The following is a 15054-nucleotide window of genomic DNA, read 5'->3' as shown; positions in this document are numbered from 1 at the left end:
CTCACTCGCCGCGTGGACGGCACAGCCGTCCACCCTATCGCGAAGCATCGGCTCGCGCTTATCCGGGCGTGCCGTAACCCCCACCACCCGGCGTCTCGATAACGAACACATCCCCCGGCCCCATATCGGTCTTCCCGATATGCCCCAGCTCCTCGACCCGCCCATCCGCGCGCTCGACCAGATTCCGTCCCTTTTTCCCAGGCTCCCCGCCAGCCATCCCGAACGGCGCATGCAGGCGGTTGTTCGACAAAATCGCCGCCGTCATCGGCTCCAGGAAGTGGATCCGGCGTACCCCGCCATTCCCACCATGCCAGCGCCCCGCCCCGCCCGACCCGGGACGGATCGCGTAACTCTCCAGCCGCACCGGAAAGCGGAACTCCAGGATTTCCGGATCGGTCAGGCGCGAGTTGGTCATGTTGGTCTGCACCACGTCGGTGCCGTCGAAGCCGGGGCCGGCGCCTGAGCCGCCGGAAATGGTCTCGTAATACTGGTAGCGCGCATTCCCCAAGGTGAAGTTGTTCATCGTGCCCTGGCTGGCCGCCATCACGCCGAGCGCGCCGTACAGGGCGTTGGTGATGCAGGTCGAGGTCTCGACGTTCCCCGATACCACCGAGGCCGGGTAATGCGGATTCAGCATCGACCCGGGCGGGATGATGACTTTCAGCGGTTTCAGGCAGCCGGCGTTCAGCGGGATCGCATCCTCGACCAGCGTGCGGAACACGTACAGCACCGCCGCCATGCACACGCTCGACGGCGCATTGAAATTGTTGGGCAGCTGGCCCGAGGTGCCGCTGAAGTCGATCTCGGCGCTGCGCGCGGCCTGGTCGACGCGGATCGCGACCTCGATGCGGGCGCCGTTGTCGAGCTGGTTGACGAAGCGGCCGTCCTTCAGGGCGCCGATCACGCGCCGCACCGCCTCCTCGGCATTGTCCTGCACGTGGCCCATGTAGGCCCGCACCACGTCGAGGCCGTACAGCGCCACCATCTTGTGCAGTTCCTCGACACCCTTCTGGTTGGCCGCGACCTGGGCGCGCAGGTCGGCCAGGTTCTGGTCCGGATTGCGCGCCGGGTAGCGTGCGCCGGCCAGCAGCGCGCGCGTTTCGGCTTCGCGCAGCTGAGCGTCGCGGCCATCGACCAATTTAAAATTGTCGATCAGGACGCCCTCTTCCTCGACGTGCGTGGAATCCGGCGGCATCGAGCCCGGCGTGGTGCCGCCGATGTCGGCGTGATGGCCGCGCGAGCCGACGTAGAACAGGAGGTCCGGCTCCCCGTTCTCCTTGCCGGCTTCGTCGAACACCGGCGAGATCACCGTCACGTCCGGCAGATGGGTGCCGCCGTTGTACGGATCGTTCAGCATGAACACGTCACCGGCCTGCATGCGGCCTGCGTTCTTGCGCATCACGGCCTTGATGCTCTCGCCCATCGAACCCAGGTGCACCGGCATGTGCGGCGCATTCGCGACCAGGTTGCCGTCCGCATCGAAGATCGCGCAGCTGAAGTCGAGACGCTCCTTGATGTTGACGGAATACGCCGTGTTCTGCAGGCGCAGGCCCATCTGCTCGGCGATCGACATGAACAGGTTGTTGAAGATCTCGAGCATGATCGGATCGGCGCTGGTACCGATCGCGTGGCGTTCGGGCAGCGCCGCCACGCGCCGCAGCACCAGGTGGTCGTACGGCGTGACCTCGGCTTGCCAGCCCGCCTCCACGATCGTGGTCGCATTGTCCTCGGCGATGATGGCCGGCCCGGCGATGCGGTGGCCCGGCGCCAGGCTGCGGCGCAGGTAGACGCCGGTAGCGCGCCAGGCGCCGTCGCCGAACATCGGCACCGCTTCGCAGGGCGCCGGCGTGTCCTCGCGCAGCGGGGCGTCGAGCGGCTGCTCCGGCGGCGCGTCCGAGCGCCCCAGCGCTTCCACCGACACCGCTTCCACCACCAGCGCCTTATCCGGCATTAGGAAGGAAAAGCGGCGCCGGTACGCCTGCTCGAAGCGTGCTCGCATGGCTTCGCTGCTGCCGAAGGCGACCACGATCGCCGCATCCGTGCCTTCGTAGCGCAGGTGCACGCGATGCAGCAGTTCGATGCGCTCGATCTGCACGCCCTGCGCCAGCAGCTGCTCGCGCGCGGTCCCGGCCAGTCCTTCCAGCGTCAGCGCCAGCTCGCCCTCGCCGATGGCGTCCAGGCGCCGCTCGACCGCATGCTCGCGCATCGCGCTCTGGTCGGCCAGGCCCATGCCGTAGGCCGACAGCACGCCGGCCAGCGAGTGGATGAACACCGTCTTCATGCCCAGCGCATCGGCCACCAGGCAGGCATGCTGGCCGCCAGCGCCGCCGAAGCTGGTCAGCGTGTAGTCGGTGACGTCGTGGCCGCGCTGCACCGAGATCTGCTTGATCGCATTCGCCATGTTGCCGACGGCGATGCGGATGAAGCCTTCCGCCACGGATTCGGGCGACGGCGCGGCCTGCCCGCCGGCGCGGCCGATTTCCGCAGCCAGCGCCGCGAAACCGGCCCGCACCGCGTCGACGTCGAGCGCTTCGTTCGCCTGCGGCCCGAACACGTGCGGGAAGTGGCGCGGCTGCAGCTTGCCGAGCATGACGTTGGCATCGGTGACGCACAGCGGCCCGCCGCGCCGGTAGCTGGCCGGGCCGGGATTGGCGCCGGCGCTGTCCGGCCCCACGCGGTAGCGGCTGCCGTCGAAATGCAGGATCGAGCCGCCGCCCGCCGCCACCGTATGGATGCTCATCATCGGCGCGCGCATGCGCACGCCCGCGACCTGGGTCTCGAACACGCGCTCGAATTCGCCGGCGTAGTGCGAGACGTCGGTCGAGGTGCCGCCCATGTCGAAGCCGATCACGCGCTCGAAGCCGGCCAGGCGGCTGGCGCGCACCATGCCGACGATGCCGCCGGCCGGGCCGGACAGGATGCTGTCCTTGCCCTGGAAGGCGCGCGCATCGGTCAGGCCGCCGTTCGACTGCATGAACTGCAGATTCACGCCGGGCAGCTCGCCCGCCACCTGGTCGACGTAGCGGCGCAGGATCGGCGACAGGTAGGCGTCGACCACGGTGGTGTCGCCGCGCGCCACCAGCTTCATCAGCGGGCTGACCGCATGCGATACCGACACTTGCGTGAAGCCGATCTCGCGCGCGATGCGTGCCACCGCCGCTTCGTGGCCGCTGTAGCGGTAGCCGTGCATGAAGACGATGGCCAGCGCGCGCAGGCCGTCGTCGTAGGCCTGCTGCAGGGCGCGCCGGGCCGCTTCCTGGTCGAGCGCCTGCACGACCTCGCCGTGGGCGCCCATGCGCTCGTCGATCTCGATGACGCGCGCATACAGCAGCTCGGGCAGCACGATGTGGCGGTCGAACAGGCGCGGCCGGTTCTGGTAGGCGATGCGCAGCGCGTCGCGGAACCCGCGCGTGATCGCCAGCGCGGTGGGCTCGCCCTTGCGTTCGAGCAGCGCGTTGGTGGCGACCGTGGTGCCCATCTTGACGGCCTCCACCCGGCCGCCGGGGATGGCGTCGCCGGGCTGCAGCCCGAGCAGGTGGCGGATGCCGGCCACGGCGGCGTCGCGGTACTGTTCCGGATTCTCGGACAGCAGCTTGTGGGTCACCAGGCCGCCGTCGGGGCGGCGGGCAACGATGTCGGTAAAGGTGCCGCCGCGGTCGATCCAGAACTGCCAGTCCATGCCTGTCTCTGCCATCCATGTCTCCATTCGGTCGCTGCGCCTATTGTAGTCGCGTGCAGCACGCCGGACGGATTTTAGCGAAAATGCATGTCTACCCTCTTCATCGGACTTTGCATGGACACCCAGCTCTACAGCGTCGCCCAGATCCGCGCCATCGAACAGGCAGCCCAGGCCGGCCTCCCGCCGGGCACGCTGATGCGGCGCGCCGGCGCCGCATCAGCGGCCCGAGCACTGGACTTGTTGAAAGGCCGGCCCGTGGCCGACCTGTCATTACCAGTGATGGTGCTGGCTGGTCCCGGCAACAACGGTGGCGATGCGCTGGAAGCCGCGGTCCATCTGAGCGAAGCCGGTTGGACGGTCGAGGTCGTGCACCTGGCCGGCAGCACGCCCTCGCCGGAAACCCAGGCGGCGCTGGAACGCGCGCGCGGCGCCGGCCTGCGCTTCATCGATGCCGTCGCGGCCGATGCGCAGTACGCGCTGGTGGTGGATGGCCTGTTCGGCATCGGCCTGACCCGCCCGCTGACCGGCCAGGCGCGCCAGCTGGCCGAACAGGTGAATATCATGCGCGGCCCGGTGCTGGCGCTGGACGTGCCGAGCGGCCTGGATGCGGATACCGGCGCCATCGTCGGCCCGGGCGGGGTGGCGGTCGCCGCGACCCACACCATCACCTTCCTCGGCGACAAACCGGGGCTGCATACGGGCGACGGCTGCGACTACGCGGGCCGGGTGAGCGTCGACCTGCTCGACGTCGCGGTGCGGGAGGCGGCGCAGGTCCGGTGCAATACGCCGGCGCTGTTCGGCGCCTGCCTGGCGCCGCGGCGGCGCAATTCGCACAAGGGCAGCTTCGGCGACGTGGCGGTGCTGGGCGGCGCGCCGGGCATGCTGGGCGCAGGCCTGCTGGCGGCGCGCGGCGCGCTGTTCGCCGGTGCCGGCCGGGTGTTCCTGGTGGCCCTCGATGCGGCGCTGGGCGTCGATCCGCTGCAGCCGGAAATCATGCTGCGCGACGCGGCGGGATTCGCGTTCGAGCGGCGCACGGTGGTTGCCGGGCCCGGCCTGGGCGATTCGAGCCAAGCCATGCGCCTGCTCGGCAAGGTGATCGACGGCAGCGGGCCGCTGCTGCTCGATGCCGACGGCCTGAACCTGGTGGCGGCCAGCCCCGACCTACAGGCGCGCCTGGCCCATCACGACGGGCCCGTGGTGCTGACGCCGCACCCGCTGGAAGCGGCGCGCCTGCTCGGCGTGACCGCCGCCATCGTGCAGGCCGACCGCCTCGAAAACGCGCGTGAACTGGCGCAGCGCCTGAATGCGGTGGTGGTGCTGAAAGGCGCCGGCAGCGTGATCGCGCGCCAGGACGGCGAGGTCGCGATCAACCCCACCGGGAATCCCGGGCTGGCGACCGGCGGCAGCGGCGACGTGCTGGCCGGCGTGTGCGGCGCCCTGCTGGGGCAAGGCTGGCCGGCGTGGGAAGCGGCGCTGGGTGCGGTGTGGCTGCACGGGGCCGCGGCGGACCGGCTGGTGGCGGATGGCGCCGGGCCGATCGGCCTGACGGCGGGCGAGCTGCCGCGCGCGATCCGGGCCGAACGCAATAGGCTGGTAGCGGCTACGCCAGCGGCAGGGGGACGGACAGGTGAGACAGAATGACGCCCTGGTCCCTGTCGTGGCAGCCGTGACGCCACGCGGCGTTTTCGAAACGAACGTAATATTCTCGCGATCCGGTGACGCGCACGAAGGTGGCCAGCTGCGTCAACAAACCTTCCAGCGTGAACCCCGGCACATCGAGGGCTTCGGGAAAGAAGGTCAGCTCGCAAAACACCTGGTCATGGGCTGGCCAGTAAAGAAAGGCCTGCAAGTCACGCAACAGACCGGGTCCATGCCACAGGGTTCGCAACGCCCCCTCCTGCCGGCTCAGCGATGCGCCGAGACAGGCATCGGCTACGTCTTCACCCTCGGCATCCGTCGCCTCCGTCAGCGTCCAGAACGCCGAGAGGGTGTCCAGCAGCGACTTCGCCCCATGCGTGGAGATGCACTGCGAGAAGTTGATGTCCCGGCATGACCCATCGTCCACGAGCAGGCTGTTCATCACATAGGCGCGATCCATGCTCAGGTTTGCAAACGCCCCGCCGCAATGGTCAGTGTACGCCCGCAGCGCGCCGCCATCGCCGGATCGTGCGTCACCAGCACCAGCGTCGACCCGCGCTCGCGGTTCAGTTCGAACATCAGCTGGATGACCGCTTCGCCGGTGGCCGCGTCCAGGCTGCCGGTCGGTTCGTCGGCGAACAGCAGCGGCGGCTCGGTGACGAAGGCGCGCGCCAGCGCGACGCGCTGCTGTTCGCCGCCGGACAGGTATTTCGGATAGTGGCGCAGGCGGCTGCCGAGGCCGACGCGGCCGAGCATGGCTTCGGCCTTGCCGCGGGCGTCGGCGTCGCCGCGCAGTTCCAGCGGCAGCATCACGTTTTCGACGGCGTTCAGGTGCGCCAGCAGCTGGAACGACTGGAACACGAAGCCGAGCTTGGCCTTGCGGAAGGCCGCGCGGCCGTCTTCGTCGAGGGCGAAGATATCGGTGCCGTCGAGCAGCACCTTCCCGCTCGATGGCGTGTCGAGGCCGGCCAGCAGGCCGAGCAGCGTGGATTTGCCGGACCCCGAGGCGCCCACCAGGGCAAGCGTCTCTGCCGCGCCCACGGTAAAATCGACGTCGTGCAGGATGGTGAGTTCGCCGCTGGCGTCGGCCACCCGCTTCGACAAGCCGATCACCTCGATCGCAGGCCGTCCTCTTTCCTTATCCAATGTTACGCTGTCACCTTTTGTAGCCTCGGGAATATCACGCATGCTTGCTCGTCTCAAAAAATATACCGTAGGTGCCCTCGCGGCCTTCGCGCTGGCGGCGTCGGGGAGTGCCTATTCTGCACCAAAAACCGTACTGGTGGTGGGCGACAGCCTGTCGGCCGAATATGGCCTGGCACGCGGCAGCGGCTGGGTCGCGCTGCTGGAACAGCGCCTGAAGGCGCAGAAGATCGATGCGCGCATCGTCAACGCCAGCATCAGCGGCGACACCACCAGCGGCGGCCGTACGCGCCTGCCGGCCCTGCTGCAGCAGCACAAGCCGAACCTGGTGGTGCTGGAACTGGGCGCCAACGACGGCCTGCGCGGTTTGCCGGTGAACGCCGCGGAAGACAACCTGCGTACCATGATTTCGCTGGCGCAGAAGAACCGTGCCAAGGTCCTGCTGGTCGGCATGCGCATGCCGCCGAACTATGGCCGCGCCTACACCGAACGCTTTTCCGGCATGTACAAGGAACTGGCCGGCGAGCTGAAGGTGCCGCTGGTGCCTTTCATGCTCGAAGGCGTGGCCCAGGAACCGGCCAACTTCCAGGCCGACCGCCTGCATCCGCTGGCGACCGCGCATCCGACCATCCTCAACAATATCTGGCCGCAATTCGCGCCGCTGATCAAAGAATAAGAACTCGATGAAATACCCTGCAGTCCTGAACTTCGACACCATCCTGCCTTTGCTCGACGACTTCGACACCATCATCGATGCGCGCAGCGAATCCGAGTTCGCGCTCGATCACATTCCGGGCGCGATCAATTGCCCGGTGCTGAACGACGCCGAGCGCATCCTGGTCGGCACGACCTACAAGCAGGTCGGCTCGTTCGAAGCCAAGCGCCTGGGCGCGCCGCTGGTGGCGAAAAACATCGCGCACGCGGTCGAGACCATGTTCGCCGACAAGCCGCGCGACTGGAAGCCGCTGGTCTACTGCTGGCGCGGCGGCAACCGCAGCGGTTCGATGGCGCTGATCTTCGCCAAGATCGGCTGGCCGGTAGTGCAGCTGGAGGGCGGATACAAGGCCTTCCGCGGCCACGTCAACGCGGCGCTGGAACAGCCCTGCAAGCTCGACTTCCGCGTGATCTGCGGCACCACCGGCAGCGGCAAGAGCCGCCTGCTGCAGGTGCTCGATTCGATCGGCGCCCAAGTGCTCGATCTCGAGCAGCTGGCGGCGCACCGCGGCTCGGTGCTGGGCCACCTGCCGAACGAACCGCAGCCGAGCCAGAAAGCCTTCGAGACCCGCATCTGGGAACTGCTGCGGCGCTTCGATCCGGCGCGCCCGGTATTCGTCGAATCGGAAAGCAAGAAGGTCGGCAACCTGCGCGTGCCCGACGCCGTGATGGCGCGCATGCGCGCTTCGCCCTGCATCGCGCTGCAGCTGTCGCGCCCGAACCGGGTGCGCCTGCTGATGGAAGACTACGAGCACTTCGCCGCCGACCCGGCCGCGCTGAACACCCAGCTCGACCACCTGGTCCAACTGCACGGCCACGCCAAGATCAAAGCGTGGCACGGGCTGGCCAACGGCGGCCGCATGCCGGAACTGGTCGACCAGCTGCTGGTCGAGCACTACGACCCGGCTTACCTGCGTTCGATCGACCGCAATTTTGCCCAGTATGCGGGGGCCGAGGCCTTGGAACTGGCAGACATCGGCCCGGACGATTTCCTCGCGGCCGCGCGCCACCTGCATCCAGCTTGAGCTTTCCGCGCACGGGTGCGCCCGCGCCCGGGCGCGGCACCTTCGAATAAGGCGGCCGCATCCGCCATGAAAAAAGCCCGGGCCGCTTGCGCGGACCGGGCTTTTTGCCGTAGACGTGATGCTGACTACGTGGTGCTTACTGATCCTGCTTCACACCCAGGTCGGCCGATTTGACGTTGATCTTGGCCTTGGCCTTGTGCTTCAGCGCCTCCACGAAACCGTAGGTCTCGCCGCCGCCGACCGCATTCGCGATCTGCTCGGCTTCCTGCTGGCGGCGCGCGGTGTCCGGCTGGGCCGGCTGCGACACCTTGGCGATGCGGTACACGCCATAGCCCTGGCCCGGCAACTCGACGCCGACGTAGGCTGGCAGCTTGCTGGTGTCGGCCTTGAGAACGGCCAGCGCGGCGGTCTGGTTGATGGTCGGTTCCTTGGTGCGCGACACGACCTTGACGTCGCCGAAGCCGCTGGCGTCGCCCGAGGCCTTGGCCGCGGCCAGCTTGGCTTCGCCGGCCTGGCGTGCCAGGCGGGTGGCTTCTTCCTGGGTCACGCGCTGGCGGATGATGCCTTCGACTTCCGCGAACGGACGCTTGGACGCCGGCTTGGAAGCCACCACGCGGCCCGCCACCAGGGTGCTCGGCGCCACTTCGACCGCTTCGGTGTTGCGCTTGTTGGTCAGCGCGTCGCTCGAGAAGATCGCCTTCAGGAACTTGTCGTTGTTGACCGGCGAGGTGCCCAGTGCCGGATTCGGCGTGCGGGTCAGGCCGTCCACGGTCTGGATGGTCAGGCCCAGCTTGTCGGCCACCGGCTTCAGGCTGTCGGCCTGCTCATACACGGTGTTCGAGAAGGTCTCGGCCAGTTCCGAATACTTCGACGACATTTTGGTCTTCTTCAGCTCGGCCGCGATTTCCGGCTTGGCATCTTCCAGGCTCTTCTGCGTGGCCGGGGTCAGCTTGGTCAGCTTGATGATGTGGTAGCCGAAATCCGAACGCACCAGGCCGCTGATTTCACCGTCCTTCAGGCTGTAGATCGTGTCTTCGACCTGCTTGGCCGGGAACACGCCGCGCTCGATGTTGCCGAGGTCGCCGCCCAGCTCGGCCGAGCCCGGGTCCTGCGACTGCGCCTTGGCGATCTTCGCGAAGTCGGCCGGGTTCTTGCGCACTTCATCCAGGATGGCTTGCGCCTTGGCCTTGGCGGCGGCATCGTCGGCCGGCTTGGCGCCCGCCGGTGCGTTGATCAGGATGTGGCTGGCGCTGCGCTTTTCAGCGGTCGTGAAGCGGGCCTTGTTCTTGTTGTAGGCGTCGGCGATCTCGGCGTCCGAGACGGTCACCGATTTCTCGACGGCGTCGGCGTTGAACACGACGTATTCGGCCTTGACGGTTTCCGGCACCTGGAACAGGGTGGCGTTCTTGTCGTAGAAGGCTTTCAGCATGTCGTCGGTGACTTTCACCTGGCCGACGAAGTTCGCGACCGGGAACAGCTGCTCCTGGACTTCGCGTTCCTGGTCGTTGATGTCCGACAGGCGGTTCGACACGGTGCGCGGGGCGAAGGCGGTCTGCTGGATCGATCCGACCAGCTGCTGCACGGCCATGTCGTGGCGCATGCGCGCGTTGAACTGCTGCTCGTTCATGCCCTGGGCGGCGATCGCGGCGTAGTAGCCTTCCTTGTCGAAGCTGCCGTCCGGCTTGCGGAACTGCTGGATGTCGGAGATGGCCTTGACCAGCACGGCGTCGCTGACGGTGAGGTTGCTGCGCGCGACTTCGGCGTTGATGGCGCGTTCGGCCACCAGGTTATCGAGGATCGCCTGTTTCGCTTCCGGCGTGTCGAACAGTTTCTGGTCGAACTGGGCGCCCATCATCTGGCGCGCCTGGTCGATCTGGCGGCGCTGCGCGTTTTCCCACTCCTGCTGGGTGATCTTTTTCCCGTCCACGGTCGCCACACCATCGCTGCTGCCGCCGCGATCCTGGTAACTGCTGACGCCGACCAGGACGAAGGACGGCAGGATCAGCAGCAGCAGCAGGATCTGCATGACACGCTGGTGAGTACGGATAAATTCAAACATGGTCAGCCAATCAAGGTTGAAGATGCATTCACAAAAAAACCAAAAAAAAAGGCGAACCTCGGGTTCGCCTTTTTTTCAGCCGCGTCGCCCGGAGGGGACACTTCTCTTACATTCTGGCGGAGCGGACGGGGCTCGAACCCGCGACCCCCGGCGTGACAGGCCGGTATTCTAACCAACTGAACTACCGCTCCAAATTCGTGTATTTCGCAAACCGCTTCATCCGGCCAGACATTGGCACTGGGATGGGTGGCGGAGCGGACGGGGCTCGAACCCGCGACCCCCGGCGTGACAGGCCGGTATTCTAACCAACTGAACTACCGCTCCACGAAATACTGGCACTACCAACCTCTGCGTGTCAGCGCAGAAGAGGCATTAGTTTACTGCATCTTTCAGTGCTTTACCAGCCTTAAATTTCGGGACCTTGGCTGCCTTGATCTTGATGGCTTCCTTGGTACGCGGGTCGCGGCCGGTGCGGGCAGCGCGTTCGCCGACCGTGAAGGTGCCGAAGCCGACCAGGGTCACGCTGTCGTTGTTCTTCAGGGTGTTGGTCACCGCTTCGATCATCGCATCGAGGGCACGCGCCGCAGAAGCTTTGGTCAGGTCCGCGGACTTCGCGATTTCTTCGATCAATTCAGTTTTGTTCACTCTTTTCCCTCATTTACGTTCCCGGCTTGCCAGGCGACGAGCGCCGGCAAAACCGCAAGCGCGTATTAGACAAGGGCGTGATGCTTCATGTCAAGCAAGTATGGTACCGTGGGGCAACAAATTAGAAGAACCATTCGACTGCGGCAGGCACAGGCAAGAAAAAAGCGCCCGCGAGGGGCGCTTTTCAGAGTGAAACAGGCAGGATCAGTGCTTGACCACGCCGCCCTGCCCTTCGGCAGCCGCGGCCACCGGGGCAGCCACGGCCGGGACGTCGACCAGGGCTTCCGGCTGGCGTTCCAGGGCGACTTCGAGGACCTTTTCGATCCAGCGCACCGGCACGATCTCGAGCTTGTTCTTGACGTTGTCCGGGATGTCGGCCAGGTCCTTCACGTTCTGCTCGGGGATCAGCACGGTCTTGATGCCACCGCGCTGCGCCGCCAGCAGTTTTTCCTTCAAGCCGCCGATCGGCAGGACTTCACCGCGCAGCGTGATCTCGCCGGTCATGGCGACATCGGCACGGACCGGGATACCGGTGAACACCGACACCAGCGCGGTCGTCATCGCGATACCGGCGGACGGACCGTCCTTCGGCGTCGCGCCTTCCGGCACGTGGATGTGGATGTCGGTCTTCTCGAACACCTCGTTCTTGATGCCCAGGCGGTTCGCACGCGAGCGCACCACGGTACGCGCAGCTTCGATCGATTCCTTCATCACGTCGCCCAGCGTACCGGTACGGATCACTGCGCCCTTGCCCGGCACCTGCACGGCTTCGATCGTCAGCAGGTCGCCGCCGACTTCGGTCCATGCCAGGCCGACCACCTGGCCGATCTGGTTTTCCTTCTCGGCCACGCCGAAATCGTAGCGGCGCACGCCCAGGTATTTGTCCAGGGTCTTGGCGTTGACGATGACGCGCTTGTTGTCCTTCTTCAGCAGCAGCATCTTGACGACCTTGCGGCAGATCTTCGAGATTTCGCGCTCGAGCGAACGCACGCCCGCTTCACGGGTGTAGTAGCGGATGATGTCGCGGATCGCTGCTTCTTCGACCTTGATCTCTTCTTCCTTCAGGCCGTTCGCCTTGATCTGCTTCGGCAGCAGGTAGCGCTGAGCGATCGAGGTCTTCTCGTCTTCGGTGTAACCCGACAGGCGGATGACTTCCATCCGGTCCAGCAGCGCCGGCGGGATGTTGAAGGAGTTCGAGGTCGCCACGAACATCACGTCCGACAGGTCGAAGTCGACTTCGACGTAGTGGTCGCTGAAGGTATGGTTCTGCGCCGGGTCGAGCACTTCCAGCAGTGCCGACGACGGGTCGCCACGGAAGTCCGCACCCATCTTATCGATCTCGTCGAGCAGGAACAGCGGGTTGCGCACGCCGACTTTCGACAGCGATTGCAGCACCTTGCCCGGCATCGAGCCGATGTAGGTACGACGGTGGCCGCGGATCTCGGCTTCGTCGCGCACGCCGCCGAGCGCCATGCGCACGTACTTGCGGCCGGTCGCGCGGGCGATCGATTCGCCCAGCGACGTCTTGCCCACGCCCGGAGGACCGACGAAGCACAGGATCGGCGCCTTCAGTTTTTCGACGCGCTGCTGCACCGCGAGGTACTCGAGGATGCGTTCCTTGATCTTGTCCAGGCCGTAGTGGTCGGATTCGAGCACTTCGGCGGCCTTTTCCAGATCGATCGTGACCTTGGACTTTTTCTTCCAAGGCAGGCCGACCAGGGTGTCGATGTAGTTGCGCACGACCGTGGCTTCGGCCGACATCGGCGACATCATCTTCAGCTTCTTGATCTCGCCCATGGCCTTCTCGAGGGCTTCCTTCGGCATCTTCGCCGCGATCACCTTCTTCTCGAGCTCTTCGATGTCGGCACCGTCTTCGCCTTCACCCAGCTCTTTCTGGATCGCCTTGACCTGCTCGTTCAGGTAGTACTCGCGCTGCGATTTCTCCATCTGGCGCTTGACGCGGCCGCGGATGCGCTTTTCCACCTGCAGGATGTCGAGTTCGCCTTCCAGCTGGCCGAGCAGGTGCTCGAGGCGCTTGGCGACGTTGAAGATCTCGAGGATCACCTGCTTCTGCTCGAGCTTGAGCGGCAGGTGGGCAGCAACGGTGTCGGCCAGGCGGCCGGCGTCGTCGATACCGGCCAGCGATGCCAGGATCTCGGGAGGAATCTTCTTGTTCAGTTTGACGTACTGGTCGAACTGCTGGACGATCGCACGGCGCATCGCTTCGACTTCCGAGTCGTCGCCGATTTCCGAATTGATCGGGGTCAGGTCAGCCACGAAATGGCTCGGACCGTCGCTGATGTGATTGATACGGGCACGCTGGGCGCCTTCGACCAGCACCTTCACGGTACCGTCGGGCAGCTTCAGCATTTGCAGGATATTGGCCACGCAGCCGATCTCGTAGATGTCTGCGGCCGAAGGTTCGTCCTTGGCAGCTGCTTTTTGCGCAGCGAGCATGATGCTCTTGCCCTGCTCCATCGCAGCTTCCAGCGCTTTGATGGATTTCGGGCGGCCGACGAACAGAGGTATCACCATATGAGGGAACACCACCACATCGCGCAAGGGCAAGAGGGGCAGCGTCGTTTGCTCGGTAAATTTAGTAGTCGTCATGGCATACCTTATAGAAAGCGTGAAGAGGATGTTGGGCGCCCACCCTCGATTCACAAGACCGGCCAAAAAAATTTTTCCTGATGAAAAATTTGTTAACTTGGGTTTGACTATAGCCGATTCGACAAAAGCGTGCTTTTTGAATGAAAAAGCCACTCTGCAACGAAAGTCGCGAGTGGCTTTTTACTGCGTTCCCCGCTGGTGTCGAGATTGATTGTACCGACTCGACCGCAGGTTTCAAGCGTGTTTTAGGCTTTTACAGCAGGAAATATTAATTTTCCCCAGAAACTTTTGGCGTCTCGCTATAGATCAGCAAAGGTTTCGCGCCATTCGTGATCGTATTTTCATCGATCACGACTTTCACCACGTTTTGCTGGCTCGGCAGTTCGTACATCACGTCCAGCAGCGCGTGTTCCAGGATCGAACGCAGGCCGCGCGCACCGGTCTTGCGTGCCAGTGCCTTCTTGGCAATCGCATGCAGGCCCGCCGGGCGAATTTCAAGTTCCGCGCCTTCCATCTCGAGCAGCTTGGAATACTGCTTGATCAGGGCGTTCTTCGGCTCGATCAGGATCTGGATCAGCGCTTCTTCGGTGAGTTCGCTCAACGCGGCGACCACCGGCAGGCGGCCGACCAGTTCGGGGATCAGGCCGAACTTGATCAGGTCTTCCGGCTCGGCTTCCAGCAGCACGTCGCTGTTGGAGCGCTCGCTCGGGCTCTTGACGCTGGCCGCGAAGCCGATGCCGCTCTTTTCCGAACGGTTCTGGATCACTTTCGCCAGGCCGTCGAAGGCGCCGCCGCAGATGAACATGATGTTGGTCGTATCGATCTGCACGAAGTCCTGGTTCGGGTGCTTGCGCCCGCCCTGCGGCGGTACCGAGGCCATGGTGCCTTCGATCAGCTTCAACAATGCCTGCTGCACGCCTTCGCCGGACACGTCGCGCGTGATCGACGGATTGTCGGACTTGCGCGAAATCTTGTCGATCTCGTCGATATAGACGATGCCGCGCTGCGCCTTCTCGACTTCGTAGTTGCAGCTCTGCAGCAGTTTCTGGATGATGTTCTCGACGTCCTCGCCGACATAGCCGGCTTCCGTCAGCGTGGTCGCGTCGGCGATCACGAACGGGACGTTGAGCATGCGCGCCAGGGTCTGGGCCAGCAGCGTCTTGCCGGAGCCGGTAGGACCGACCAGCAGGATGTTGCTCTTGGCCAGCTCGACCTCGTCCTTCTTGCCGAGGTGCTTGAGGCGCTTGTAGTGATTGTATACAGCGACCGACAGAATGCGCTTGGCCGTCTGCTGGCCGATCACGTATTGATCCAGCAGCTCGCTGATCTCGTGCGGCGTCGGCAAGTCGGACTTGGCGCCCGCCACCGTTTCGACGTTCGAGGTCTCATCGCGGATGATGTCGTTGCACAGGTCGATGCATTCGTCGCAGATGAAGACCGAAGGTCCCGCGATCAGCTTCTTGACCTCGTGCTGGCTCTTGCCGCAGAACGAGCAGTACAGGAGTTTTTCGCCGCTTGAGGATTTTTTGTCAGACATGGGG

General features: G+C 65.1%; 10 protein-coding genes and 2 tRNA genes. 3 read left to right on the top strand and 9 right to left on the bottom strand.

Translation table 11 applies throughout. The features are described 5' to 3' along the window. Positions 1–58: 58 nt before the first annotated feature. Complete coding sequence (locus U1H99_RS10350) at positions 59–3679, bottom strand: hydantoinase B/oxoprolinase family protein (RefSeq protein WP_323142101.1); 3621 nt, start codon at positions 3677–3679, stop codon at positions 59–61. A 114-nt stretch (positions 3680–3793) separates the two neighbouring features. Here U1H99_RS10350 and U1H99_RS10345 point away from each other — a divergent pair, with 114 nt between their 5' ends. Then, positions 3794–5320: an NAD(P)H-hydrate dehydratase gene (locus U1H99_RS10345; RefSeq protein ID WP_323141648.1), complete on the top strand. Its 1527-nt coding sequence runs from the start codon at positions 3794–3796 to the stop codon at positions 5318–5320. Here the strand turns inward: U1H99_RS10345 and U1H99_RS10340 are convergent. Continuing rightward, the gene (locus U1H99_RS10340; RefSeq protein ID WP_323141647.1) at positions 5280–5777 is read right to left on the bottom strand and encodes a hypothetical protein; all 498 of its coding nucleotides are present in this window, start codon (positions 5775–5777) and stop codon (positions 5280–5282) included. The two genes, U1H99_RS10345 and U1H99_RS10340, sit on opposite strands and share 41 nt — an antisense overlap. A 2-nt stretch (positions 5778–5779) precedes the next feature. Then, positions 5780–6505, bottom strand: coding sequence for an ABC transporter ATP-binding protein (locus U1H99_RS10335; RefSeq protein ID WP_323141646.1), 726 nt, complete (start codon positions 6503–6505; stop codon positions 5780–5782). Between U1H99_RS10335 and U1H99_RS10330 the strand changes: the two genes are divergently transcribed. Together U1H99_RS10330 and mnmH are read left to right on the top strand one after the other, a co-directional pair. Continuing rightward, the gene (locus tag U1H99_RS10330; protein WP_323141645.1) at positions 6504–7136 is read left to right on the top strand and encodes an arylesterase; all 633 of its coding nucleotides are present in this window, start codon (positions 6504–6506) and stop codon (positions 7134–7136) included. The two genes, U1H99_RS10335 and U1H99_RS10330, sit on opposite strands and share 2 nt — an antisense overlap. A 7-nt stretch (positions 7137–7143) precedes the next feature. Then, positions 7144–8199, top strand: coding sequence for a tRNA 2-selenouridine(34) synthase MnmH (mnmH, locus tag U1H99_RS10325; protein ID WP_323141644.1), 1056 nt, complete (start codon positions 7144–7146; stop codon positions 8197–8199). A gap of 136 nt (positions 8200–8335) precedes the next feature. Here mnmH and U1H99_RS10320 read toward each other — a convergent pair whose 3' ends face one another. The 6 genes from U1H99_RS10320 to clpX all read right to left on the bottom strand — a co-directional run bounded on the left by U1H99_RS10320 (position 8336) and on the right by clpX (position 15050). Then, positions 8336–10258 (bottom strand): SurA N-terminal domain-containing protein, encoded by a 1923-nt coding sequence (locus U1H99_RS10320; protein ID WP_323141643.1) that lies wholly within the window; start codon positions 10256–10258, stop codon positions 8336–8338. Positions 10259–10372: 114 nt separating this feature from the next. Beyond that, positions 10373–10449: transfer RNA gene (locus tag U1H99_RS10315), tRNA-Asp, on the bottom strand. Between the two features lie 56 nt (positions 10450–10505). Then, positions 10506–10582, bottom strand: a tRNA-Asp gene (locus U1H99_RS10310). Positions 10583–10630: 48 nt separating this feature from the next. Further along, positions 10631–10903, bottom strand: coding sequence for an HU family DNA-binding protein (locus U1H99_RS10305; RefSeq protein WP_141829851.1), 273 nt, complete (start codon positions 10901–10903; stop codon positions 10631–10633). A gap of 204 nt (positions 10904–11107) precedes the next feature. Further along, positions 11108–13513, bottom strand: a complete 2406-nt coding sequence (lon, locus tag U1H99_RS10300; RefSeq protein WP_323141642.1) for an endopeptidase La — start codon at positions 13511–13513, stop codon at positions 11108–11110. 268 nt (positions 13514–13781) lie between these two features. Next, a complete protein-coding gene (clpX, locus tag U1H99_RS10295; protein WP_323141641.1) occupies positions 13782–15050 on the bottom strand; it encodes an ATP-dependent Clp protease ATP-binding subunit ClpX in 1269 nt (422 codons plus the stop codon). Between the last annotated feature and the right edge of the window lie 4 nt (positions 15051–15054).

This window comes from Massilia phyllosphaerae, from assembly GCF_034659755.1.
GTDB classification, from domain to species: Bacteria; Pseudomonadota; Gammaproteobacteria; order Burkholderiales; family Burkholderiaceae_D; genus Telluria; species Telluria phyllosphaerae.
The sequence above is the reverse complement of the archived record's forward strand: the minus strand, read 5'-3'. Positions and strand labels throughout refer to the sequence as shown.

What these genes read in the sequence shown, in the direction of transcription:
- U1H99_RS10320 (WP_323141643.1), bottom strand. Translation starts at nt 10,258, where the DNA reads ATGTTTGAATTTATCCGTACTCACCAGCGTGTCATGCAGATCCTGCTG.
- U1H99_RS10335 (WP_323141646.1), bottom strand. Translation starts at nt 6,505, where the DNA reads ATGCGTGATATTCCCGAGGCTACAAAAGGTGACAGCGTAACATTGGAT.
- U1H99_RS10340 (WP_323141647.1), bottom strand. Translation starts at nt 5,777, where the DNA reads ATGGATCGCGCCTATGTGATGAACAGCCTGCTCGTGGACGATGGGTCA.
- mnmH (WP_323141644.1), top strand. Translation starts at nt 7,144, where the DNA reads ATGAAATACCCTGCAGTCCTGAACTTCGACACCATCCTGCCTTTGCTC.
- U1H99_RS10350 (WP_323142101.1), bottom strand. Translation starts at nt 3,679, where the DNA reads ATGGACTGGCAGTTCTGGATCGACCGCGGCGGCACCTTTACCGACATC.
- lon (WP_323141642.1), bottom strand. Translation starts at nt 13,513, where the DNA reads ATGACGACTACTAAATTTACCGAGCAAACGACGCTGCCCCTCTTGCCC.
- U1H99_RS10345 (WP_323141648.1), top strand. Translation starts at nt 3,794, where the DNA reads ATGGACACCCAGCTCTACAGCGTCGCCCAGATCCGCGCCATCGAACAG.
- clpX (WP_323141641.1), bottom strand. Translation starts at nt 15,050, where the DNA reads ATGTCTGACAAAAAATCCTCAAGCGGCGAAAAACTCCTGTACTGCTCG.
- U1H99_RS10330 (WP_323141645.1), top strand. Translation starts at nt 6,504, where the DNA reads ATGCTTGCTCGTCTCAAAAAATATACCGTAGGTGCCCTCGCGGCCTTC.